This window comes from Geothrix oryzisoli (assembly GCF_022808865.1).
GTDB classification, from domain to species: domain Bacteria; phylum Acidobacteriota; class Holophagae; order Holophagales; family Holophagaceae; genus Geothrix; species Geothrix oryzisoli.
Genome location: NZ_JAKZLB010000003.1, coordinates 27,328 through 48,745 on the forward strand (window position 1 = coordinate 27,328; position 21,418 = coordinate 48,745).

Here is a 21,418-nt window from a genome sequence, read left to right on the forward strand (position 1 = left end):
CCCCCCCCCCACGTCCGCGGTGCTTACTCAAACCCCCCCCCACCAACCACGGGGGGGCGGGGGGGGCCCCCCGCTTTCCGGAGGCTAGGACCGGGTCCTACTTCTTCACCACCTTGGCGTCCTCGACGAGAACCGCGTAGGAATAGCCGGAACCGAAGTCCTTGTCCGTGCGCACCACGCCCGTGACGGTGACAGTGTCGCCCTTGGCGGCCGCGTCATTGCTGGTGACGGTGATGTCGTTGCTGCCGGCCTTCGCATCGCCGCTGCCGTCCTGCAGGTGCAGCCAGTTCTTGCCCATGATGCCGGCGTTGTACTTCACCACCTTGCCCCGCACGGTGACGGTCTTGCCCTTGAGGGTGCCCTTCTGGGCCCAGACTTCCGCGACGGTGCGGGCATCGGCCCCGGTGGCCTTCTCGACCTTGCCCACTTCCACGGCCGCCGCCGGCTGGCCGGCGGAGGCATGGGGATCGCCCGTGGGAGCCGCGGCCGGGCCGCTGCCCGCCAGGGTGCCGAAATAGATCTGGGCGAAGGTCCGCTTCAGGGTCTTGGATTCGAAGTCCCGCATGATCATGGCGCCGGTCACCGTGACCTCGGCGCCCTTCTCGACCTTGGTCTCCGGCACGGCGGCCCAGACTTCGCCCTGGGCGGTCTGGATCCGCAGGTAGGAATAGGGGGAGGCGGCAATGCGCTCCAGGAGCTTCCCGGTGACGGACAGACCCGCGGAAGGTGCGGCGGCCGGTGCCGCGGCCTGGCCCTGGACGGGGGCGGCGACCACGGGAGCCTGGGACTTGTTGGAATTGCAGCCGATGATGGCCGCGGCAATGAGCAGGACGGGGAGGGCGCTGCGCATGGATGGGACTCCTTGTAGGGACCGTGAACAGGCCACGGAAGTCTGAAGCTTAAAGCCAAAGGGCTATGACCGTCGACAAAGGCCCCAAGGAGGTGGTTTTCCCTAGATCTGGCCGGCCCCGGGTCTCGCCGGGTCGTCCCAGAAGGGGTAGAAGCAGTACCACTGGCTGGGGTGGCGGCGGATCAGGGCCTCCAGGTCGGCCACGTAGGACCGCATCCCGGCCTCGATGGCCGCCATCCGTTCCCCGCGTTCCCCGTGGACCTGGAGGGGGGCCCCGAAGTGGGCATGGAAGCGGCGGTCCTCGTCCATGTAGAAGAAGCTGGTGACGATGGGGGCCCCGGTCATGGCGGCCAGTTCCCAGGGCCCCCGGGGGAAGGGCACCTTCCGGCCGAAGAAGGGCATGGACACGCCGTTCCGGCTGAAGTCCCGGTCCCCCTGCATGCCCACCAGCCGACCCTCGCGGAGCAGCTTCACCAGGGGGAGGGTGGAGAAGCCCACGCCATCCACGGGCAGGCCCACCACGCCGCCCTGGGCGCGCATGCGCTCCCGCAGGCGCTCCACGGCCTCGAAGCGGTCCGGCTTGTAGACCGCATGGACCTTCAGGTCCCGGGCCTTCAGCAGAAGCCCGCCCAGCTCGTAGTTGCCGGCATGGGCCGTGAGGAGGATGACGCCCCGGCCCCCGGCCAGGGCCCCATCCAGGTGCTCGATCCCCTCCAGGCTGGCGAACTGCGCCAGGGCCTCTTCTGCCGGCCGCTGCCCGTACCAGAAGAAGTCCACCCAGGCCCGGGCATGCTGCCGCACCATGTCGCGGGCGGTGCGCTCCACCTCGGGATGGGAGGGCCGCAGCCCCAGGACCTGCGCGGTGTTGCCGAGGATGGCCTCCAGGTACTTGGGCCGGAGCGCCAGGAAGGCGTTGGCGATCTGGTCCGCGATCTCGTGGCCGCGCTCACGCCGGGCAAAGGTGCGGGCCGCGAAGTGGAACAGGGGGAACAACGAGCCGAAGACCGCCCCATAGACGAGGCCCAGGAGGCGGGAGTCGGACTGCATGCGATCCTGCATCGTCGCCGCCTAGCGCCACACGTTCTGGTTCGGGTTGCGGTCTTCCATCTCCAGCCAGAGGCGCTGCAGGCTCTGGAGGCGCTCGGGGTAGGCCAGGTCGAGGCGGTCCAGGGTCGCCTCGTCCTCGGCGTCGAAGGCGGTGGGATCCTCCAGGACCTCGGCCGCGAACTCCGGGAAGACCGTGGCCAGCAGGGCGCGGTCGAAGCCGCGGACGCTGAGGGTGCGGATGCCCGGGGTATCCACCAGCGTCCCGCCGGAGCCGAGGGCCAGCCAGCGGGCGGCGGTGGTGGTCTGCTTGCCGGTGCCGAACCGGGTGAGCCCCCCGGTCTTCAGCGCCATCTCGGGCTGGAGGGCGTTCACCAGGGTGCTCTTGCCCACACCGCTGTGACCCAGCAGCACCACGACCTTGCCCTGCAGGAGGTCGCGCAGAGGTTCCAGCCCCTCGCCCTTCAGGGCCGAGGTCTCGTGGATGGGGACGCCCTGCTCGCGCAGGGGGTCCAGCTCAGGCAGGGTGTCCTTCTTCGAGGCGCGGTCCCGCTTGGTGATGAGGACGCGGAAGGTGAGGCCGGCATCGAGGGCGAGCACCTGGGCGCGCTCCAGCAGGCCGGGGCGCAGGGGGGGATCCACCACCGCTGCGCAGATCCAGAGCTCGTCGGCGTTGGCGCAGATGAACTGCCAGGGCTCGCGGTCGTCGATGCCGCCGCGCTTGAGCAGGCTCTTCCGCGGCATCACGGCGACCACCTGGGCCTCGGGGGAGCCGCCATCGCCCCGCACGGGCAGGTGGGCGGGGAACCTGGGATCATCCGGCTCGACGGGAACAGCCGAGTAGCGCACCCGGTCGCCGCAGACCAGGCGCACGCCCTTGAGCTTGCCGCCCAGGGTGGCCCGCATCACGGTCCGATCCGCCAGCTCCAGGTCCACCCACTGGCTGTGCCGCTGGATGAGGGTGGCTTCGGGCAGGTGCATCCAGGGCGCGGGGTCCGGCAGCCGCAGGAGCGAGTCGGCATCGTGGGATTCGATGCCGGTCTCCAGGCGCTCGGCGTGTCGCTGGCGCCGCTTGCTGTCCGCCGCCCGCTCCCGGGAATAGGCCTCCCGGTGGTCCAGATCCTGGGCCTCCCGGCTCTGGCCGAGGCGGAACTTGCGGCTCATGCCCTGCCTGCAAACTCGCCAGTCTCGGTGCTCACCTTCACCTTCTCGCCCTCCTTGATGAAGAGGGGCACCTTGATCTCGATGCCGGTCTCCAGCTTGGCGGGCTTGGTGACGTTGCCGCTGGCCGTGTCGCCCCGGGCGCCGGGCTCCGTGTAGGTGACCGCAAGCTCCACCTGGCTGGGCAGCTGCAGACCGATGGGGTTGCCGTTGTACTTCTGGATCTGCACGATGAGGCCCTCGGTCAGGTAGTCGAGGGCATCGCCCATGAGGCTCTCGCCCAGGGTGTGGGTCTCGTAGGTCTCCTGGTCCATGAAGTGGGAGCCGTCACCGTCGCTGTAGAGGTAGCTGGCGGGGGCCAGGGCGAGATCCGGTTCCTTGAACTTGTCCCCGGCCTTGAAGGTCTTGTCGAAGACGGCGCGGGTGAGGAGGTTCCGCATCTTGATGCGGACCAGGGTCTGGCCGCCCCGGGCCGTAGGCGTGGAGATCTCCACATCCAGGCAGTGAAAAGGCGTGTCTTCGTGCTCGAAGAACATCTTGCGCTTGATTTCGATGGCTTCGAGAAGGGCGGCCATGGGGACTCCAGAATGTCGAATCCTCCATTCTAGCCCGGCTTTGGAGGGGGGTCTCGTGGTTAGAATTTCAGTTCCATGGCTGAACCCAGAACCATCGGCAGGTACCAGATCTTGCGCCCCCTCGGCCAGGGCGGCATGGGCACGGTCTATCTGGCGGAAGATCCGCTGCTCAAGCGCCGGGTGGCCATCAAGGTCGTGCGGGTCACCGGGGCGGCGCGGCACCAGGCCACGCTGCGGTTCCGCCGCGAGGCCGAGATCAGCGCCCAGCTCAACCACCCGAACCTGGTGACGGTCTTCGACGTGGGCGTGGAGGAGGATCTGGGCCCCTTCCTGACCATGGAATACGTGGAAGGCAAGAGCCTCGGCCGGCACATCAAGGATCGCGACCTGGATACGGAGACCAGCGCCCGGGTGCTGATCCAGGCCATGCGGGCCCTGCGGGCCGCCCATCGCCGGGCCATCGTGCACCGCGACGTGAAGCCGGACAACATCCTGCTCAGCGAGGAGGGCCGGGCCAAGCTCATGGACTTCGGCATCGCCCGGACCCTGGGCCACCTGGGTGCGGGCTCCGAGCAGGCCCTCGATGCGCCCTTGATGGCCGAGGACGGGGTCGCCCTGGCGCAGACGCTGGCGCTCCGCCTGACCTCCTCCGGGGACTTCCTGGGCTCACCGGCCTATGCCCCGCCCGAGGTGCTCCGCGGCGGCGAGGGGACGCCGGCCTCGGACCGCTACAGCTTCGCGGCCACCGCCTTCGAACTGCTCACCGGGAAGCTCCCCCACCCCGGGGGCGGCCTCACGGAGATCATCCTCCACATCCTCCAGGAGCCCGTGGCCATTCCGGCGGACCTGCCGCCCGCCATGGGCACCGTGTTCAGGCGGGCCCTGGCAGCGGATCCCGACGACCGCTACACCACGCTCCCGGAGTTCATGGAGGAACTGGTCGACGCACTGCCCGGCCCCGTCAGCATGCGCGCCCGGCTCTTCACCTTCCTGGGCCAGGACGAGGATGGCACCGGCAGCGTCTCCACAGCCCGCTTCCGCCAGGTCGAACCGGCGCCGGCGATGGAGTCCGGATCCCACGAGGTCCGCGCCCGCGGCACTGCGCCCGTGAAGATCACCTTGGCCGAGGATCCCGTGGAGACCTACCTCACCACCCGGAAGCGCGTGCGGCATGAGCCCCGCCGTGGCGGTACGGACTGGCCCCAGGTCCTGAAGTGGATTGTCCTCGCCTTCCTGGTGCTCCAGCTGTTCTGGTGGCTGGCGCCCACCCTCTCGCACTTCCAGTTCTAGGCCGGACCGGTCAGGCGAAGGCCCGCATCAGCAGGAACAGGGAGCCGTTCCAGGTGGCATGCACCAGGATGGCGGGCCAGAGACTCCCCGTCTGCCGCACCGCGAGGGCGAGCACCAGGCCCAGGGTGCTGAGCACGGGCAGGCCATCGGGCTGCAGGTGGATGGCTCCGAAGAGCAGGGCGGAAGCGACCAGGGCGACCGGGACGCGGCCCTGGCGGGCCAGCACGGGGAACAGGAAGCCCCGGAACAGCAGCTCCTCGAAGCAGGGGGCCAGGCCAGCCACCACGGTGAACATGGCCAGGCTGGGACCCCAGCCCGACAACCCCCGCAGCAGGTCCTGCAGGTCGCGCTGGGGGCTCTGGTCGGGCTTCATCACCAGGCTCGTGGCCATGGCCACCGCGATCACCAGGAAGACCGCCAGGGAGAGGAAACCCGCACCCCAGGCCAGATTCCGCCGGACGGGCCCCGGCGCCACCCGCTGCCACAGCTGGGGAAAGGTGAGCCCCTCGGCCCAGCAGAGCAGCCGCACGCCGATGCCCGCGTGGAAGAGGGTGCCCAGGGGCACGATCGCCCAGCGCAGCGACGGCCAGGGGCCCAGCACCAGCCCCGCGAGGTGGCCCGCGGCGAAAAAGGCCATGAACCAGCCGAGGGAAACCAGGACCGCCGCCCGGCCCGACAGGCCCCAGGCCGGCAGGGGCCGGACCGGCGGCTGCCGCCGGGTGACCCAGAGGTAGATCCCGAAGGCGAGCCCCGCCGCGGCGAAGGCCATCACGAGCAGGCCCAGGCCGCCCAGGGTTGCCAGGCGGGTCATCAGGAGGGTGCGGGCCTGGGCGCGCAGGGCGTCGCCGGCGGTCGCGCCCGCCTCGCGGTCCCGGAGTCGGGCTTCGAGCAGCGCGGCCGTGTAGCCGTGGCCGAGCCGTCGCCGCACCTCCTCACGGGCGGCCCGGTCCGGGACGGGGTCGCTCCCGTAGGCCGCGGCAAAGGCCCGCCGGAAAAGCTCGCCGCCGGCTCCCGCCGGAGTGCCCTCGGCCACGAACCCGCGGGCCTCGGCCGGATCGCCCAGTTCCGCCATGAGCACGGCCAGCATGGCCCGGTCCCAGGGAGCCGTCAGCTGGGTCCGGACCCGGGCCCATTCCTTTGCAGCCACCCTGGGGCCGCCGAGGAGGCGGGGGCCTGCGAGGTACACCTCCAGCATCTGACCCTGGAGGCTGGTCTGTCCGGAAGGCCTCAGACTGCCTTCCTGGCGGACCCGGAGGGTGGCGCTGACGGCCAGCAGGGCGATCAGCGCCAGGAGGGTGATGAGCGGGTCCGCCCAGCGGCGGTCGGGGTGCCAGGGGCTCGGAGGCGTGGAATCCATGGACCCAGGCTACGCGAAGGGGGGGCGTCCGGTGCGCCGGAAGCGGCGGACCGCCACCCACAGGTAGATGCGGTTCAGCAGGCCGGGCAGCCCGGGGAGGGCCAGCACCGGAACCGCCCACCGCCAGGCCGGCAGGCGCCGGGCGATGGGCCGCAGGAGGTCGGCTCCGGCCCAGATCTCCCGGGTGGCCAGGTCGATGCCGTGGATCTCCTTTTCCAGGGGCTTCCCGGCCAATTCCGGGGCCAGGGCCAGCAGGTCGGGATCGCGGAGGGGGACCAGGTGCAGCAGCCCCTGCCGATCCTGCCGCGCCAGCCAGAGGGTGCTGCGGCAGCAGAGGGAACAGGCCGAATCGTAGGCGAGGAGGAGGGGCGCGGGCATCGGAGGCATGATCCCATGGGATGGCGGTAAGGTTGAGGGTCCGGAGGCCCCATGCCCTTTTCCCATCCCATCGAGGTGCGGTTCAGCGATCTGGACGCCATGGGCCACGTGAACAACGCGGTGGTGGTGAGTTTCATGGAGCAGGGGCGATTCCAGTGGTGGCGCAGCTTCCTGGGCGGCCGGAAATTCCAGGAGGAGGGCTTCCTCATCGCCCGCATCGAGGTGGACTACCGGATGCCGATCCTCCTGGGCGACGATGTGCGCGTGGAGTTGCATTGCACGAAGGTGGGCACCAGCTCCTTCGAGCTGACCTACCGCCTCACCAAGGGCCTCGGCGGCGAGCTCTTCGCCGAAGGGAAGAGCGTCCAGGTGATGCTCGATTTTGCCACCAACCGCCCCAAGCCGCTGGCTCCCGCCACCCGCGAGTGGCTTGAAGCGCAGGACTGAGCCTGTGCTGCTCGGCACCGCCGCCTGGACCGAGGGGCCCCTGGAACGCCGGACCCTGGTGGGCCGCCTGGCCTCGGGCCGGCTGGCGGATCTGAACCGCATCGAGGCCATCCGGCTGCGCAAGCTGGGGGAGGGCGATCCGGAGCGCTTGGCCGAGGCGCTCGTCCCCGCCAGCCTCCGCCTGCTGCTGGAAGGCGGCGCCCGGGCCCTGGGGCGGGCGAAGCAGACCCTCGCCTACGCCGAGAAGTGGGACCGCCGCGGCACCCTGCCGGAAGCCCTGGCGCCCCGCCCGGAGACCGTCGCCCTGCTGCCCTGCCTGACGCGGCCATCGGGCCTGCACCGGGCGGATGGGAGCGCCCTCGACCGCTTCAGGGTGAGGGGCCCGGGGGCCGAGTTGATGGAACCGCCTCGCCCCGGTCTGGCGGCCCTGGGCCTGGCCGGTGGCGGCGTCGCGGGATACTGCCTGGCCCTGGAGGAAGGGGGCAGCGCCCTGCTGGGCACCTGGATGGTGGATGCCTGGCCGGGAGGCAGCCTGGAGCTGCGGGCCGGAACCGCCCGCCGCAGCACGCCGCTCGGGGTCCTGGAGGGGCTGGAACTGCCGCACCTCCGCCCGGGGGAGGTCCTGCTGCTCCCGACGCCGAAACTCAAACCCCTCCAGGAGCTGCTCCCGGGCGCGGAAGTCCTCGTGGGAGCGGCCTTCGAGACCCTGGTGCTGCGGGCCGGTCCGGAGGGGATCCACCCCACGGTACACTGACCGATGGATGTCACGACAGCTCCGTCGGTGCTATCGTGCAGGCTCGCGGAATCCCCTCACTCCGAAAGGGGCCTGACCATGCCGACGAACACCATCCGCCTCCACCGCGTGCTGCGCGCAACGCCCGATCGGGTCTATCGGGCCTTCCTCGATCCCGACGCCCTGGCCAAGTGGCTGCCACCGCACGGCTTCACGGGCCGGGTCCACCACCTGGAGGCCCGGGTGGGCGGCACCTACCGGATGTCGTTCACGAACTTCAGCACGGGCCACAGCCAATCCTTCGGCGGCGAGTACCTCGAGCTGGTGCCGGGTTCCCGCATCCGGCACACGGACCGCTTTGACGATGCGAACCTGCCCGGGGAGATGCAGACGACCATCTCCCTCCAGCCGGTGTCCTGCGGCACCGAAGTGGACATCGTCCAGGAGGGGATCCCGGAGGTCATCCCGACCGAAGCCTGCTACCTCGGCTGGCAGGAATCGCTCACGCTGCTGGGGCAGCTCGTCGAGGCGGAGATTCCCGACTAGCGGAACTCAGCCCCGCATCATCTCGGCGATGAGGAAGGCCATCTCCAGGCTCTGGGTGCCGTTCAGGCGGGGGTCGCAGCCGGTCTCATAGGATTTGGCGAGGTCGGCCTCGGACAGGCCCTCGCTGCCCCCCGTGCATTCGGTGACAGCCTCGCCCGTGAGCTCGATGTGGACGCCCCCCAGGTGCGAACCATGAAGCCGGTGGAGCTCGAAGGCCTGGCGCAGCTCCGAGAGGATCGCCCCGAAGTCGCGGGTCTTGAGGCCCTGGGCGCTTTCCACACCGTTCCCGTGCATGGGGTCGCAGCTCCACAGCACCGGGCGCCCCGTGGCCTGGACCGCCTTCAGGAGCGGGGGGAGGGCGCTCCCGATCTTCGCGGCGCCGAAGCGCGAGATGAGCGTGATGCGGCCCGGCTCGCGGGTGGGATCGAGGCGGTCCAGCAGGGCCGTCAGGTGCTCGGGCGTGGCGCTGGGGCCCACCTTCACGCCCAGGGGATTGCGGAGGCCGCGGAGGTACTCGAGGTGGGCGCCGTCCAGCTGGCGGGTGCGCTCGCCGACCCAGAGGGTGTGGGCGCCCAGGTTGTAGTAGGCGGAGGCATCGCCCACCCAGCGGGTGAGGGCCTCTTCATAAGGGAGCAGCAGGGCCTCGTGGCTGGTGTAGAAGTCGATGCGCTCCAGCACGTCCCGCTGCACGCCGCCCAGGGCCTCGAGGAAATCCAGGGACTCCCGCACCTGGTCCAGGGTGCGCCGGTACTCGGGTACCTCGCCGGTCGCACCCGGCAACTCCCAGCGCTCGGGGTGATGCAGATCGGCAAAGCCACCGGCCGTCAGGGCCCGCAGGTGGTTCAGGGTGGCCGCAGCGTGGAAGTAGGCCTCCAGCATGCGGGCGGGGTCGGGCCGCCGGCCGGCGGCATCGGCGGTCAGGCTGTTGATGAGGTCGCCCCGGTAGCTGGGCAGCTCCTGGCCGCGCACCCGTTCCGTGGGCTTGCTGCGGGGCTTGGCGAACTGCCCGGCGATGCGGCCCACGCGCACGACGGGCTTCCGGCCGCCGTGGGTGAGGGCCACGGACATCTGGAGCAGCACGCGGAGCTTGCCCGCGATGGATTCCGGCGTGCAGTCCTTGAACTGCTCCGCGCAGTCGCCGCCCTGGAGGAGGAAGCGCCGTCCGGCGGCAGCCTCGGCCAGGAGGCCCCGGAGGCGGTCCACTTCCTCGGGCACGACCAGCGGAGGCATGCGCCGCAGGCGGGCCAGCACCGCCTCCAGTTCCGAAGGATCGGCGTAGTCGGGTTGCTGCATCGCAGGAAAGCGCTGCCAGCTGTGGGGATTCCAGGGCGACATCGGACCTCGGGGCGAGAGGTCAGTCTATCCGGTCGGCCGGCCCGCCAGGCCGCAGGCCGGGGTCCGGCTCCACCGCCGTGATCCAGCGGTAGCCCTCGCCGCCCACGGTGGTGATCCAGGAGGCCCCCGACTCCTCGCCCAGCTTGCGGCGCAGGTTGGCGATGTGGACGTCCACGGTGCGGGCGCTGGGCCGGGCGTCCGGCTCCCAGGCCAGCTGCAGCAGTTCCTTGCGGCTGTGGGTCCGGCCCGCGTGGGAGATGAGGATCTCCAGGAGCCGGAACTCGCGGGGGGTGAGCTCCAGGGGCCTCCCGTCCCGCCGGGCCTCCAGGCGGGGGAGGTTGAACTGGAAGGGACCAGAGCGCAGCAGGGTCGGCCGGTCCACGGGCCGGGTCCGGCGCAGGATGGCCTTCACCCGGGCCATGAGCTCGAGCACGGAGAACGGTTTCACCAGGTAGTCGTCCGCGCCCAGACTCAGGCCCTTCACCCGGTCGGTCTCCTCGCCCCGGGCGGTGAGGAGGAGCACGGGCACCTCGTCCTTCCGGTCCCGCAGGGTGCGGAGGACCTCGAAGCCGTCCAGGTGGGGCAGCATCAGGTCGAGCACGATGAGATCCGCCCGCCGGGCGGCATGGGCCGCCAGGGCGGGCACACCATCCCCTGCCGCCTCGACGGAATAGCCTTCATAGCCCAGGTTGTTGACGAGAAGCTGGCAGAGGGAGGACTCGTCCTCTACCACGAGGATGTGGATCACGGCATCTCACTCAAGGAACGGATGTTCCAAAGATGCACGGGTTGACTTGGAAGGGCAAGGGAGATCGGCTGCAATTTCCTAGCAGCGGGGGTTTCAGTACCGGCTGTCGGCCGGTTTCCCGCCCCGGGGCCAGTCCTTCGCCTTGTCCGGGAAGTCCGGGCGGGGCTGCCGGGTGAAGTAGACGGACACGTCGCAGGCGTCCTGGACCGACAGGGGGTCCGACCCGCCGAGGCCGCTCATGTTCGCCTTCACGAAGGCGGTGGCCTTGCTGGTCCGGGCCATGCCGGCACCGAGGTTGAAGGAGCGGGGACCCCAGAGCGGCGGCACCTCGGCGGAGCCCTGGCCGTCGGCCCCGTGGCAGGCCTCGCAGGCCCGGGCGTAGACAGCCTGGCCCCGGACCGGGTCGGGTGCGGCCGGAACTGTGACGGGCGGGTTGCCCCGGCCCTGGACTTCGGCGCCCACCGGCACGCCCCTGGACAGCCACCAGATGTAGGCCAGCATGCCCCGCATCTCCTCGCTGCCAGGGGGCAGGGGCTTGCCGTTCATGGAGCGCAAGAAGCAGCCGTTGATACGGTCCTCCAGGGTGCCCACCCGGCCAGCCCGGGGCAGGTAGGTGGGGAACGCGGCCCAGAGGCCCACCATGGGCGAGGCGTTCGGCGCCCGCCCGGCCTCCAGGTGGCAGCTGCTGCAGCTGAGGGCGTTGCCGGAATACTTGGGCGCATGCAGGGGGGTGTTGGTGAAGACCTTCCGGCCCAGGCGGATGGCATCCCCCACGGGGCCCTCGGGAATCTCGGCCTCTGCAGGCGGCTTCAGCGGCACGACCTTCGGTGGCTGGTCCGCCGCCAGGCCCAAACCCGCCACCACCGCGATCCATCCCAGACCCTTGTATCCGCTGACCATGGCCACTCCCCGCGACGGAACGCCGCAGGGGTGATGCTAGGGCCCCCCGGGAGGGACCCCCATGACGGGCATCACAGTTCAGGCTGTCAGGCCGCTGGAATCTCCAGGGTGGCGGCGAATCCTTCCTCCGGTCCCGAGGCGAAAGTGAGGCCCCAGCCCTCCTGCTGGGCCACCTGGACCAGGAGGCTCAGCCCCAGCCCCTGGCCCTCGCGCAGGAACCCCTCCTTGCCCTGGGTGCGGAGGCGCTGGAAGGGCTTGCCCAGGGCCTTGAGCTGGTGGGGTTCCAGCCCCCGCCCCTCGTTGGTCACCTGGAGGCACAGGCGCCGGCGGACGCGCCAGGTCTCGACGGTGACTTTGCCTTCGCCGTGGGTCAGGGCGTTCTCCACGAGGGTGAGCAGGGCGGAGCGGAGGGAGGGCAGGGGTGCGCGCCCCGAGGCCTCCCCCAGGCGCAGGTCCAGGGTCCGGCCTTCCAGTTCGAAGGCGGGCCGCAGGTCCTCCACCACTTCCGCGATCCAGGCCGGGGTCGCCAGGCCGCGGGGACCGGAGGCTCCGCCGCCCCGGATGACCCGGAGGCCCGTCTCGATGATGGTGGTGAGGTGATCCACCTCCTCGCCGATCTTGAGGAGCTCCTCGTCGGCCCGCTCCGGGCTGAGGCGGCCGAGCCGGATGGAGTCACAGCGGAACTTGAGGATGGCCAGCGGGGTCTTGAGGCTGTGCGTCATGGAGGCCATGCGGTCCGCGTCCAGCATGGCCTTGCGGCGGGCACGATGCCGGAGCCAGAGTCCCAGCGCGAGGGCGAGGCCCACGAACCCCGCCACGCCGGTGACGCCCCAGCGCTGGCGCCTGACATGGCTGCGGTAGGCGGCCTGTTCGTCGTCGAAGGCCACCCCGCAGATGCACCAGCCCTCTCCGAAGGCGTTGGTCTTGATGGCGGCGGAGAGGGCGTTGGCGGCCAGGCGCTGGGGATCGGCCTGGAGGTTGGGTTCGGCGCCCCAGGGCTGGGGGACCAGGTCCCTGCGTTCCAGGTCGGCTTCCCGGATCAGGCCCAGGCGCAAGGGCCGGCGTCCGCCGAAGGCGATGGCCAGGGCCCGCTCCACCTCCGGGGAACCGGGATGCCAGCGCTTGATGACGAGCCAGTGGTCGGAGAGGAGCACCACCGTGCCGACCTTCCCGAAATCGGGGTCCTGCTGCCGGGGCGGGTTCCATTCGAACCGCTGAGCCATCTCCGCATGGGCCATCCAGCCCAGGTACTGCTGGGTCAGGGCCGGGTCCGGGGACGGGACGAGGCGGTCGCCGTCCCGCACCCAGAGGTGCCGGCCCTCGAACCGGTCCAGCAGCGCCACCACCAGGGGCTGGCTGGCGAGGAACTGCCGCACATCCGGTTCGTCGCCCCGCCGGACGGTCTGGAGGATGGGCAGGCTCTTCCAGTGCCGCTCGACGGCCTCGAAGTCCGCCCAGTGGGCGTCCGAGTAGGCCTGCTGGGCCTTGCTGTACTGGTCGGACAGGTAATAGCGCGGAGCGAGGTAGAGCAGGGCCGCGGTGATCAGGCCCGCCATGACGAGCAGCACGATGCCGCTCCGCTGCTGGAGGCGCTGCCACCGGGAGGGGCCGAGGCCGGGGTGGAGGGCGCGGAAGCGGGAGGTGCGGTGGCGATGCATGGGGACTCGGCAGAAGGGGTCTGTCAGCCAGCTTACCGGCCGGCCGCCCCGCCGGCGATCATCCCAGGGCGAGCATCCGCTCCAGCGGCTTGAGGGCCTTCACCCGCACCGCCTCGTCCAGGCGGATCTCGGGCTGCAGGTCCCGCAGGCAGAGGTAGAGCTTCTCGAGGCTGTTGAGCTTCATGTAGGGGCAGAGGCTGCAGTTGCAGCCGCTGTCGGCGGGGGCCGGGATCAGCTCCGCCTCGGGCCGCCGATGGCGCATCTGGTGGAGGATGCCCGCCTCGGTGGCGACGATGAAGGTCTTCGCGCTGTCCTTGGCCACATAGTTCAGCAGGGCCGCCGTGGAGCCCACGAAGTCGGCCAGCTGGCTCACGGTGGCGTCGCACTCGGGGTGGGCGATGAGCTTGGCCTCGGGGTGCTGGGCCTTGAGGGCCGCCAGGCGCTTGGCGGTGAACTGCTCATGCACGATGCAGAAGCCCGGGAACAGCACCATGTCCCGGCCCGTCTGCTTCATGACCCACTTGCCCAGGTGCCGGTCCGGGGCGAAGACGATCTTGCGGTCCCTGGGCAGGCTCTCGACCACCCGCACGGCGTTGCTGCTGGTGCAGATGACCGTGCTGAGGGCCTTCACGCCGGCGGAGCAGTTGATGTAGCTCACCACGTCGTGATCGGGGTACTGCTTCAGCCACTCGGCGAAGAAGTCCGCGGGGCACCGGTCCGCCAGGCTGCAGCCGGCGTCCATGTCGGGGATGACCACCGTCTTGCCGGGGTTGAGGATCTTGGCGGTCTCGGCCATGAAGTGGACGCCGCAGAAGGCGATGACGTCGGCGTCGGTCTTGGCGGCCTGCTGGCTGAGCTGGAGGCTGTCGCCCACGAAGTCGGCCAGGTCCTGGATCTCGGGCTCCTGGTAGTAGTGGGCCAGGAGCACGGCGCGCCGCTCGGCCTTGAGACGCCGGATCTCGGCGGTGAGATCGATCCCCGCGGGGATGCTCTCGAGGTCGGGGGCGTAGGGGGCGGTCAGGTCCATGGACCCATTCTAAGTCTTCTCCAGGAACTGGCGGATGCGCTCGCCCGGCCCATCATGGTCGAACACCTCGGCAAAAGCCGCCCGTTCCCAGGCCAGGGCGGCGGGGCGAGGCACCCGCTCCTGATGCCGTTGAAGCTTTTCGAGGAGGGAAAGAGCGCGTTCGGATGCTGAAAACCCTGTTGCCACAAACGAGGTTCCTGTATCCTGTGGGTGGATCGCAGGATCCAAGTGGATGTGGGAATCCGATGGCTGCCCCCGAGGGGCGGACATCGGTTTATTTTTATTTACATTCATCGTTCAACGTCCAAGGGGGGACACATGACCAAGGCGCCGGCGCCAGACACTTCCAGCATCTCACGGCTGGATCAGATCAAGATCAGCCAGTACTTCGGCTGCAACACCTTCAGCGAGCGCACCATGCGCGACCGGCTGCAGAAGGACGTCTACAAGGCCTACCGGCAGGCCCTGAAGCGTGGCGAGGCCCTGTCGCCCGACGTGGCCAAGAGCGTCGCCCAGGCCATGAAGGACTGGGCCCTGGAGCAGGGCTGCACCCACTTCACCCACTGGTTCCTCCCCATGACCGGCGCCACGGCCGAGAAGCACGATGCCTTCATCGCCTGGGACGAGCCGGGCCAGGTCATCGAGCGCTTCAGCGGCGGCCAGCTCATCCAGGGCGAGCCGGATGCCAGCTCCTTCCCCAGCGGCGGCCTGCGCGCCACCTTCGAGGCCCGCGGCTACACCGCCTGGGACCCCGCCAGCCCGGCCTTCATCATGGAGGGCCCCCTGGGCAAGACGCTCTGCATCCCCACGGCCTTCGTGGGGTACCACGGCGAGGCCCTGGACCACAAGGTGCCCTTGCTGCGCTCCATGGACGTGGTGTCCCGGCGGGCCGTGGAGGGCCTGGCCCACTTCGGCGTGAAGGCCGATTCCGTCATCGCCCAGTGCGGTCCCGAGCAGGAGTACTTCGCCGTGGACCTGGAGCTGGCCCAGCAGCGGCCGGACCTCATGTTCGCCAATCGCACCCTCCAGGGCGCCAAGCCCCCGAAGGGCCAGGAGCTGGAAGACCACTACTTCGGCAGCATCAAGGAGCGGGTCCTCGGCTTCATGCAGGACGTGGAACTGGAGTGCTTCAAGCTCGGCATCCCCGCCAAGACCCGCCACAACGAGGTGGCCCCCAACCAGTTCGAGATCGCGCCCATCTACGAGGCCGCCAACATCGCCAGCGACCACAACCAGCTGCTCATGGAGATCCTCAAGTCCGTGGGCGAGCGGCATGGCCTGGCCATCCTCCTCCATGAGAAGCCCTTCGCCGGCGTCAACGGCAGTGGCAAGCATGTGAACTGGAGCCTGGCCACCGACGAGGGTCAGAACCTGCTGGAGCCCGGGCAGACCCCCGAGGAGAACCTGCAGTTCCTCTACTTCCTCAGTGCGACGCTGAAGGCCATCCACACCCACGGAGGCCTGCTCCGCGCGGCCATCGCCAGCGCCGGCAACGACCACCGCCTGGGGGCCAACGAGGCGCCTCCGGCCATCATGTCCGCCTTCCTCGGCGCCCAGCTGAACCACATCCTCGACGCCATCGAGAAGGGCGACGCGGCGGATGCCTCCACCCAGCGCATCCTCGACCTCGGCATCGGCAACCTGCCGCGCATCGAGAAGGACGCCACGGACCGCAACCGCACCAGCCCCTTCGCCTTCACGGGCAACAAGTTCGAGTTCCGCGCCGTGGGTTCCAGCCAGCCCATCGCCCTCCCGCTGACGGTGATCAACGCCGCCGTGGCCGAGGCTCTGGAGGGACTCAACGCCAAGCTCGACGCGGAGATCAAGGCCGGCAAGGAACACCGCGCCGCCGTTCTGGCCGTGGTACGCCAGGCCATCATCGAGACCAAGGTCATCCGGTTCGAGGGCAACGGCTACTCCGAGGAATGGAAGGTCGAGGCCGAGCGCCGTGGCCTCCCCCACGCCAAGGACACCGTGGCTGCCCTCCATATCTGGGAGAACCCCGCGGCCAAGGCCGTGTTCTCCAAGGCCGGCATCCTGTCCGAGGGCGAGCTGGAGTCCCGCATCCACATCCGCCACGAGCAGTACCAGAAGGCCATTGCCATCGAAACCCAGGTCCTGCGTGAGATGGCGGAAACCCAGATCCTTCCATCCATCACCGCCGACCTTGGCGCCCGGGCCAAGAGCCTCGGCCGGCTGGCTGCCGCCGGCATCGAGGTCCCCGAAACCCTCAAGGCCGCCCTTCAGGCCCAGGCCACCCTGGCCGGCGAGGCGCAGGCACGCCTCTCCACCATGAAGGCGGCCCTGGCCAAGGCCGACGCGATCGAGGATCTGCACGCCCGCACCGAGGCCTTCGGCAACCAGGTCAACGAGACCAAGCATGCCCTGCGGGAAGTGCTGGACCACCTGGAAGAGGCCTGCGACGCGGACCTCTGGCCCCTGCCCAAGTACTGGCAGCTGCTGTCGCCCCTGGTCTAGCCTTTTCCGGTTCTCACGAAAAACGGGCCGCGTCGCGGCCCGTTTTTCGTGAGGGTGAAGCGTGCCTACCGACCGAAGCGGAACACGGCGCTCACCTGGAGCCAGGTGGCGGTGTCGAAGCCGAGGCCGTCGCTGCCGTTCTTGTCCACGAAGACCTGGTTCAGCGTGCCCTCGAGGGAGAACATCTTGCTGAAGGTGTAGCCGCCGCCGCCGCGGAGGCCGAGCTTCCCGCTCTGGCTGGCGCTGCCGCTGAAGCCATTCCCGCTGTAATCATCCTTGACGCTGTTCAGGGAGGCCCCGGCGATGGTGTACCAGCCCTGGTTGGGACTCTGGAAGTTGTAGACCCAGTCGGCCCCGACCTGCAGGATCTTGAAGTCGTTGGTGAAGTCATTCGGGCCGCCCCAGCCGGAGCCCGGGAGGCTGTGGTAGGTCAGCTGGGCGCGGACCTGATGATGGGACGTGATGTTGAAGTCGAGGTGGCCACCGATGTGGGCGCCGAAGAACTGGTTGGTGCCGAAATCGGTCTTGTCCTTCAGGTCCCCGACCGGCAGGGAAAGCCCCGTCTGCAGGCCACCAGTGATGTCCTGGGCGGCGAGGGGCAAGCCCAGAAGAGCGAGGGCAAGGGCAACGCGATGACGCATGAGACCTCCGACGATGACGGGCTCCAAAGCGGAGCCGCCCTCAGCCTAGCGGGATGCGGTCCCCGCCGAATCATCCGAACGGTCTATTCGTGCGGCTCGAGCGTGACCCCGCGCCCGCTCCGGATCCGCTGCTCGATCCGCGAGGTGCTGTGGCCGGGCAGGAAGGAGAGGAGGACGAGCCGTCCGCCCCGCCTCTCGACGATCTCCCGCCCCACCACCGCGTCGGGGGTGTAGTCGCCGCCCTTCACCAGCACGTCGGGCTGGAGGGCGCGGATGAGCTCCAGGGGGGTGTCCTCGTCGAAGCGGATGACCGCGTCCACGCTCCGGAGGCCCAGCAGGATGGCGGCACGGGCGGCCTCGTCCTGGAGGGGGCGGCCCGGGCCCTTGAGGCGGGCCACCGAGGCGTCGCTGTTGAGACCCACCACGAGGAAGTCCCCCAGAGCGCGGGCCTCGGCCAGGTACTGCACGTGGCCGGGATGGATCAGGTCGAAGCAGCCGTTGGTGAAACAGAGGGTCTTGGGCCGGGGGACGGCCGCGAGAAAAGCTTCAGGGCTCTGGAAGAAACGGGTCAGTGACGGCATCGAAGAGACCGGAGTAAAATGATCGGTTCAGGGAGAAGTCCCGGGAGAAGTCTGCCATGCCCCTCTACGAATACCGATGTGAAGCTTGCGGCCGGGCCGAGGAGAAGCTCGAGAGCATGTCCGCGCCCGAAACCCATGCCTGTCCGGCCTGCGGTCGGGCGAATGGGATGCAGCGCCAGGTGTCCGTGGCGGGCTTCACCTTGGCCGGGGGAGGTTGGTACAAGAGTGCGGCCGCCGAACCCGCGATGTCGGCCCCGGAAGCCCCCAAGAGTGGCCATGGCTGCGCCGCCGGAGGCTGCGGCTGCCCCCTGGCCGGGTGACTCCCGTCTCTTGTTTTCGCTTGGCGCGTTGACTTTCCTGGCCATTCCGTTAGCCTAGATGGTTCCGGCCCTGTGGGCCGGCGCAGGATTTCATCCGTCCGACGTTCCCATCGCGGAACCTCTCGGGCCCAGGCCCGGAAAACCCGGCGCCTTCCTTGGAGGATGGTGTGCCTACCATCAATCAGTTGATCCGCATTGGGCGGAAGACGTTCCAGAACAAGACGAAGAGCCCCGCGCTCGACGCCTGCCCGCAGAAGCGTGGCGTGTGCACCCGCGTGTTCACCACCACCCCCAAGAAGCCGAACTCCGCGCTTCGCAAGGTGGCCCGTGTGCGCCTCACCAACGGCATCGAGTGCACGACCTACATCCCGGGCGTGGGCCACAACCTGCAGGAGCACAGCATCGTGCTCATCCGCGGTGGCCGCGTGAAGGATCTGCCGGGCGTGCGCTACCACGTCGTCCGCGGCACCCTGGACGCCACCGGCGTCGCGGGCCGCAACCAGTCCCGTTCCAAGTACGGCGCCAAGCGCCCCAAGGCTGGCGCCGCGCCGGCCAAGAAGAAGTAGGGGAGGTAGACCATGGCCCGTCGTTCCGCACCCGCCAAGCGTGAGATCCTCCCGGATCCCGTCTACAACAGCCTCACCGTCTCCAAGTTCGTGAACATCCTCATGGAGCGCGGCAAGAAGGCCACCGCCGAGCGCATCCTCTACGGTGCGCTGGAGATCGTCGCCAAGAAGTCCGGCGAGGAGGCCCTGGAGGCCTTCCAGAAGGCGCTCAACAACATCAAGCCCTCGGTGGAGGTCAAGTCCCGCCGCGTGGGCGGCGCCACCTACCAGGTGCCCGTGGAGGTTCCCCAGAACCGCCGCCAGTCCCTGGCCATGCGCTGGCTGAAGACCTACTCGGCCTCCCGCGGCGAGCGCACCATGCGCGACAAGCTGGCCGGCGAGATCCTGGACGCCATGAACTTCCGCGGCGCCGCCATCAAGAAGAAGGACGACGTCCACAAGATGGCCGAGGCCAACAAGGCCTTCGCGCACTTCCGCTGGTAGCAGCCCATCCGACCGGAAGGAGCCGCCGACCCGGCGGCTCCTTCTGCGAAGGTCTTTGAAGTACCCCCGATTCCGATTCTGTCTTTACCCTTTCAGGAGGCCGCCGTGGCCCGCCACACCCCCCTCGAGCGCTACCGGAACATCGGCATCATGGCGCACATCGATGCCGGCAAGACCACCACGACGGAGCGCATCCTCTACTACACCGGCAAGATCCACAAGATCGGCGAGGTGCATGAGGGTGCGGCGACCACCGACTGGATGGTGCAGGAGCAGGAGCGGGGCATCACCATCACCTCCGCCGCCATCACCGCCGCCTGGACCCCCCAGACGGGCCAGCTGAAGGACGTGGAGCACCGCATCAACATCATCGACACCCCCGGTCACGTGGACTTCACGGCCGAGGTGGAGCGCTCCCTGCGCGTGCTGGACGGCGCCTGCGCCGTGTTCTGCGCGGTGGGCGGCGTCGAGCCCCAGTCCGAGACCGTGTGGCGCCAGGCCGACAAGTACGGCGTGCCCCGCATGGCCTTCGTGAACAAGATGGACCGCCCCGGCGCGGACTTCTTCCGTGTGGTCGAGATGATGAAGACCCGCCTCAAGGCGCGTCCCATGCCCATCCAGATCCCCATCGGCGCCGAGGAGAACTTCAAGGGCGTGGTGGACCTCGTCCTCATGAAGGGCCTCACCTTCGACGAGGGCGACAAGGGCTTCAAGGTCATCTACGGCGAGATCCCCGCGGACCTGGTCGACACCGCCAAGGAGTGGCGCGAGAAGATGATCGAGATGGTCGCCGAGACCGACGATGCGCTCATGGACAAGTATCTCGGCGGCGAGGAGCTGACCGAGGACGAGATCCGCACGGGCATCCGCAAGGGCTGCATCGGCCTCCTCTTCACGCCGATGATGTGCGGCTCCGCCTTCAAGAACAAGGGCGTGCAGCCCATGCTCGACGCGGTGGTGAGCTACATGCCTTCGCCCCTGGACATCGCCGCCATCACCGGCGTCGACACCGACGGCAACGAGGTGGAGCGCCGGGCTGACGACAACGAGCCCTTCAGCGCCCTCATCTTCAAGATCATGGCCGACCCCTTCGTGGGCAGCCTCGCCTTCCTGCGCGTCTACTCGGGCGTGCTGGCCGCCGGCTCCGGCGTGTTCAACCCCGCGAAGGGCCGTCGCGAGCGCATCGGCCGCCTCCTCCAGATGCACGCCAACAAGCGTGAGGACATCGAGGAGGTCCGCACGGGCGACATCGGCGCCGCCGTGGGCCTGAAGGACGTGCTGACCGGCCAGACCATCTGCGACGAGAACCACCCCGTGATCCTCGAGTCCATGGACTTCCCGGATCCCGTGATCCAGGTGGCCATCGAGCCCAAGACCAAGGCCGACCAGGAGAAGATGGGCGTCGCCCTGAGCCGTCTGGCCCAGGAAGATCCCACCTTCAAGGTGAAGACCGATCCCGAGACCAACCAGACCATCATCGCCGGCATGGGCGAGCTGCACCTCGAGATCATCGTCGACCGCATGATGCGCGAGTTCAAGGTCGAGGCCAACGTGGGCAAGCCCATGGTGGCCTACCGCGAGACCATCCGGAAGCGGGTGGAGGCGGAAGGCAAGTTCGTGCGCCAGTCCGGCGGCCGCGGCCAGTACGGCCACGTCAAGCTCATCATCGAGCCCAACGAGTCCGGCAAGGGCTACGAGTTCATCAACGACATCAAGGGCGGCGTGGTGCCCAAGGAATACATCAAGCCCACGGACCAGGGCATCCAGGAGGCCATGCAGTCCGGCGTCCTCGCGGGCTACCCCTGCGTCGACATCAAGGTCACCATCTTCGACGGCAGCTACCACGACGTGGACTCCAACGAAATGGCGTTCAAGATCGCGGGCTCCATGGGCTTCAAGGCCGGCTGCGAGAAGGCCTCCCCCGTGATCCTCGAGCCCATCATGGCCGTCGAGGTCGTGGTCCCCGAGGACTACATGGGCGACGTCATCGGCAACCTGAACAGCCGCCGCGGCCGCATCGAGAACATGGAAGACCGGGCCGGCTCCAAGGTCGTCACCGCCAAGGTGCCCCTGGCCGAGATGTTCGCCTACTCCACCACCCTGCGCGGCATGACCCAGGGCCGCGGCAACTACACCATGCAGTTCTCGCACTACGAGGAGGCTCCCCGGAACGTGGCCGAAGAAATCGTCGCCAAAGTGAAGGGTGCCAAGTAGTTCCTCCAGTTCCGAAACGGGCCCCGCCCGTTTCGGAACCACGTAAAAGCTTCAACCTGTAGTCTTAGCCCCCTCCGGGGGTGAGG

General features: G+C 69.2%; 21 protein-coding genes and 1 pseudogene. 9 read left to right on the plus strand and 13 right to left on the minus strand.

All coding sequences use genetic code 11. The annotated features are described in order from the left end of the window. Window positions 1–97: 97 nt before the first annotated feature. The 4 genes from MLE43_RS08145 to efp form a co-directional block, all read right to left on the minus strand. A complete protein-coding gene (locus MLE43_RS08145; protein ID WP_243303149.1) occupies window positions 98–850 on the minus strand; it encodes a hypothetical protein in 753 nt (250 codons plus the stop codon). A gap of 102 nt (window positions 851–952) precedes the next feature. Beyond that, a complete protein-coding gene (locus MLE43_RS08150; protein ID WP_243303150.1) occupies window positions 953–1,897 on the minus strand; it encodes a lysophospholipid acyltransferase family protein in 945 nt (314 codons plus the stop codon). 21 nt (window positions 1,898–1,918) lie between these two features. Next, entirely contained in the window at window positions 1,919–3,058 is a 1,140-nt protein-coding gene (gene rsgA / locus MLE43_RS08155; protein WP_243303151.1) for a ribosome small subunit-dependent GTPase A, read from the minus strand. Further along, window positions 3,055–3,630, minus strand: coding sequence for an elongation factor P (gene efp, locus MLE43_RS08160; RefSeq protein WP_243303153.1), 576 nt, complete (start codon window positions 3,628–3,630; stop codon window positions 3,055–3,057). The genes rsgA and efp overlap by 4 nt, the downstream gene beginning before the upstream one ends. Before the next feature lie 75 nt (window positions 3,631–3,705). Between efp and MLE43_RS08165 the strand changes: the two genes are divergently transcribed. Further along, on the plus strand, window positions 3,706–4,920 hold the full coding sequence (locus MLE43_RS08165; RefSeq protein ID WP_243303154.1) for a serine/threonine-protein kinase: 1,215 nt from the start codon (window positions 3,706–3,708) through the stop codon (window positions 4,918–4,920). Between the two features lie 10 nt (window positions 4,921–4,930). Here the strand turns inward: MLE43_RS08165 and MLE43_RS08170 are convergent, their stop codons facing one another. Together MLE43_RS08170 and MLE43_RS08175 are read right to left on the minus strand one after the other, a co-directional pair. Beyond that, window positions 4,931–6,277, minus strand: a complete 1,347-nt coding sequence (locus MLE43_RS08170) for a CPBP family intramembrane glutamic endopeptidase (protein ID WP_243303155.1) — start codon at window positions 6,275–6,277, stop codon at window positions 4,931–4,933. A gap of 9 nt (window positions 6,278–6,286) precedes the next feature. After that, window positions 6,287–6,655 (minus strand): thiol-disulfide oxidoreductase DCC family protein, encoded by a 369-nt coding sequence (locus tag MLE43_RS08175; RefSeq protein WP_243303156.1) that lies wholly within the window; start codon window positions 6,653–6,655, stop codon window positions 6,287–6,289. 51 nt (window positions 6,656–6,706) lie between these two features. Between MLE43_RS08175 and MLE43_RS08180 the strand changes: the two genes are divergently transcribed. From MLE43_RS08180 to MLE43_RS08190, 3 genes are all read left to right on the plus strand, one after another. Continuing rightward, window positions 6,707–7,102, plus strand: a complete 396-nt coding sequence (locus tag MLE43_RS08180) for an acyl-CoA thioesterase (RefSeq protein ID WP_243303157.1) — start codon at window positions 6,707–6,709, stop codon at window positions 7,100–7,102. Further along, a complete protein-coding gene (locus MLE43_RS08185) occupies window positions 7,086–7,856 on the plus strand; it encodes a hypothetical protein (protein WP_243303158.1) in 771 nt (256 codons plus the stop codon). The genes MLE43_RS08180 and MLE43_RS08185 overlap by 17 nt, the downstream gene beginning before the upstream one ends. A 78-nt stretch (window positions 7,857–7,934) precedes the next feature. Next, window positions 7,935–8,381, plus strand: coding sequence for an SRPBCC family protein (locus tag MLE43_RS08190; RefSeq protein WP_243303159.1), 447 nt, complete (start codon window positions 7,935–7,937; stop codon window positions 8,379–8,381). Between the two features lie 6 nt (window positions 8,382–8,387). Here MLE43_RS08190 and MLE43_RS08195 read toward each other — a convergent pair whose 3' ends face one another. From MLE43_RS08195 to nadA, 5 genes are all read right to left on the minus strand, one after another. Further along, window positions 8,388–9,716 (minus strand): class II 3-deoxy-7-phosphoheptulonate synthase, encoded by a 1,329-nt coding sequence (locus tag MLE43_RS08195; RefSeq protein WP_243303160.1) that lies wholly within the window; start codon window positions 9,714–9,716, stop codon window positions 8,388–8,390. A gap of 19 nt (window positions 9,717–9,735) precedes the next feature. After that, window positions 9,736–10,464 (minus strand): response regulator transcription factor, encoded by a 729-nt coding sequence (locus MLE43_RS14990; RefSeq protein WP_243303161.1) that lies wholly within the window; start codon window positions 10,462–10,464, stop codon window positions 9,736–9,738. Between the two features lie 93 nt (window positions 10,465–10,557). Then, complete coding sequence (locus tag MLE43_RS08205) at window positions 10,558–11,364, minus strand: c-type cytochrome (RefSeq protein WP_243303162.1); 807 nt, start codon at window positions 11,362–11,364, stop codon at window positions 10,558–10,560. Window positions 11,365–11,450: 86 nt separating this feature from the next. Then, on the minus strand, window positions 11,451–13,022 hold the full coding sequence (locus tag MLE43_RS08210; RefSeq protein ID WP_243303163.1) for a sensor histidine kinase: 1,572 nt from the start codon (window positions 13,020–13,022) through the stop codon (window positions 11,451–11,453). 58 nt (window positions 13,023–13,080) lie between these two features. Then, window positions 13,081–14,049: a quinolinate synthase NadA gene (nadA, locus tag MLE43_RS08215; RefSeq protein WP_243303164.1), complete on the minus strand. Its 969-nt coding sequence runs from the start codon at window positions 14,047–14,049 to the stop codon at window positions 13,081–13,083. 318 nt (window positions 14,050–14,367) lie between these two features. Here nadA and MLE43_RS08220 point away from each other — a divergent pair, with 318 nt between their 5' ends. Next, a complete protein-coding gene (locus tag MLE43_RS08220) occupies window positions 14,368–16,527 on the plus strand; it encodes a glutamine synthetase III family protein (protein ID WP_243303165.1) in 2,160 nt (719 codons plus the stop codon). Window positions 16,528–16,592: 65 nt separating this feature from the next. On the opposite strand, the gene MLE43_RS08225 is transcribed toward MLE43_RS08220, so the two are convergent. Both MLE43_RS08225 and rfaE2 read right to left on the minus strand, forming a co-directional pair. After that, window positions 16,593–17,168: an outer membrane beta-barrel protein gene (locus MLE43_RS08225; protein WP_243303166.1), complete on the minus strand. Its 576-nt coding sequence runs from the start codon at window positions 17,166–17,168 to the stop codon at window positions 16,593–16,595. Window positions 17,169–17,251: 83 nt separating this feature from the next. Continuing rightward, window positions 17,252–17,692 (minus strand): annotated as a pseudogene (gene rfaE2, locus MLE43_RS08230) (D-glycero-beta-D-manno-heptose 1-phosphate adenylyltransferase); the annotation flags it as partial. 113 nt (window positions 17,693–17,805) lie between these two features. Between rfaE2 and MLE43_RS08235 the strand changes: the two are divergent. From MLE43_RS08235 to fusA, 4 genes are all read left to right on the plus strand, one after another. Next, on the plus strand, window positions 17,806–18,069 hold the full coding sequence (locus MLE43_RS08235; RefSeq protein ID WP_243303168.1) for an FmdB family zinc ribbon protein: 264 nt from the start codon (window positions 17,806–17,808) through the stop codon (window positions 18,067–18,069). A gap of 167 nt (window positions 18,070–18,236) precedes the next feature. Next, window positions 18,237–18,635, plus strand: coding sequence for a 30S ribosomal protein S12 (gene rpsL / locus MLE43_RS08240; RefSeq protein WP_243303169.1), 399 nt, complete (start codon window positions 18,237–18,239; stop codon window positions 18,633–18,635). A gap of 12 nt (window positions 18,636–18,647) precedes the next feature. Next, the gene (gene rpsG, locus MLE43_RS08245) at window positions 18,648–19,118 is read left to right on the plus strand and encodes a 30S ribosomal protein S7 (protein ID WP_243303170.1); all 471 of its coding nucleotides are present in this window, start codon (window positions 18,648–18,650) and stop codon (window positions 19,116–19,118) included. A 105-nt stretch (window positions 19,119–19,223) separates the two neighbouring features. Continuing rightward, complete coding sequence (gene fusA / locus MLE43_RS08250; protein ID WP_243303171.1) at window positions 19,224–21,332, plus strand: elongation factor G; 2,109 nt, start codon at window positions 19,224–19,226, stop codon at window positions 21,330–21,332. Window positions 21,333–21,418: the final 86 nt, after the last annotated feature.

Excerpts from the sequence above, each read along its gene's own strand:
- nadA (WP_243303164.1), bottom strand. The coding sequence starts at position 14,049 with ATGGACCTGACCGCCCCCTACGCCCCCGACCTCGAGAGCATCCCCGCG.
- rsgA (WP_243303151.1), bottom strand. The coding sequence starts at position 3,058 with ATGAGCCGCAAGTTCCGCCTCGGCCAGAGCCGGGAGGCCCAGGATCTG.
- MLE43_RS08220 (WP_243303165.1), top strand. The coding sequence starts at position 14,368 with ATGACCAAGGCGCCGGCGCCAGACACTTCCAGCATCTCACGGCTGGAT.
- MLE43_RS08145 (WP_243303149.1), bottom strand. The coding sequence starts at position 850 with ATGCGCAGCGCCCTCCCCGTCCTGCTCATTGCCGCGGCCATCATCGGC.
- MLE43_RS08235 (WP_243303168.1), top strand. The coding sequence starts at position 17,806 with ATGCCCCTCTACGAATACCGATGTGAAGCTTGCGGCCGGGCCGAGGAG.
- MLE43_RS08190 (WP_243303159.1), top strand. The coding sequence starts at position 7,935 with ATGCCGACGAACACCATCCGCCTCCACCGCGTGCTGCGCGCAACGCCC.
- MLE43_RS08175 (WP_243303156.1), bottom strand. The coding sequence starts at position 6,655 with ATGCCCGCGCCCCTCCTCCTCGCCTACGATTCGGCCTGTTCCCTCTGC.
- rpsG (WP_243303170.1), top strand. The coding sequence starts at position 18,648 with ATGGCCCGTCGTTCCGCACCCGCCAAGCGTGAGATCCTCCCGGATCCC.
- efp (WP_243303153.1), bottom strand. The coding sequence starts at position 3,630 with ATGGCCGCCCTTCTCGAAGCCATCGAAATCAAGCGCAAGATGTTCTTC.
- MLE43_RS08165 (WP_243303154.1), top strand. The coding sequence starts at position 3,706 with ATGGCTGAACCCAGAACCATCGGCAGGTACCAGATCTTGCGCCCCCTC.
- MLE43_RS08180 (WP_243303157.1), top strand. The coding sequence starts at position 6,707 with ATGCCCTTTTCCCATCCCATCGAGGTGCGGTTCAGCGATCTGGACGCC.
- MLE43_RS08150 (WP_243303150.1), bottom strand. The coding sequence starts at position 1,897 with ATGCAGTCCGACTCCCGCCTCCTGGGCCTCGTCTATGGGGCGGTCTTC.
- MLE43_RS08205 (WP_243303162.1), bottom strand. The coding sequence starts at position 11,364 with ATGGTCAGCGGATACAAGGGTCTGGGATGGATCGCGGTGGTGGCGGGT.
- MLE43_RS08210 (WP_243303163.1), bottom strand. The coding sequence starts at position 13,022 with ATGCATCGCCACCGCACCTCCCGCTTCCGCGCCCTCCACCCCGGCCTC.
- MLE43_RS08225 (WP_243303166.1), bottom strand. The coding sequence starts at position 17,168 with ATGCGTCATCGCGTTGCCCTTGCCCTCGCTCTTCTGGGCTTGCCCCTC.
- MLE43_RS08170 (WP_243303155.1), bottom strand. The coding sequence starts at position 6,277 with ATGGATTCCACGCCTCCGAGCCCCTGGCACCCCGACCGCCGCTGGGCG.
- MLE43_RS08195 (WP_243303160.1), bottom strand. The coding sequence starts at position 9,716 with ATGTCGCCCTGGAATCCCCACAGCTGGCAGCGCTTTCCTGCGATGCAG.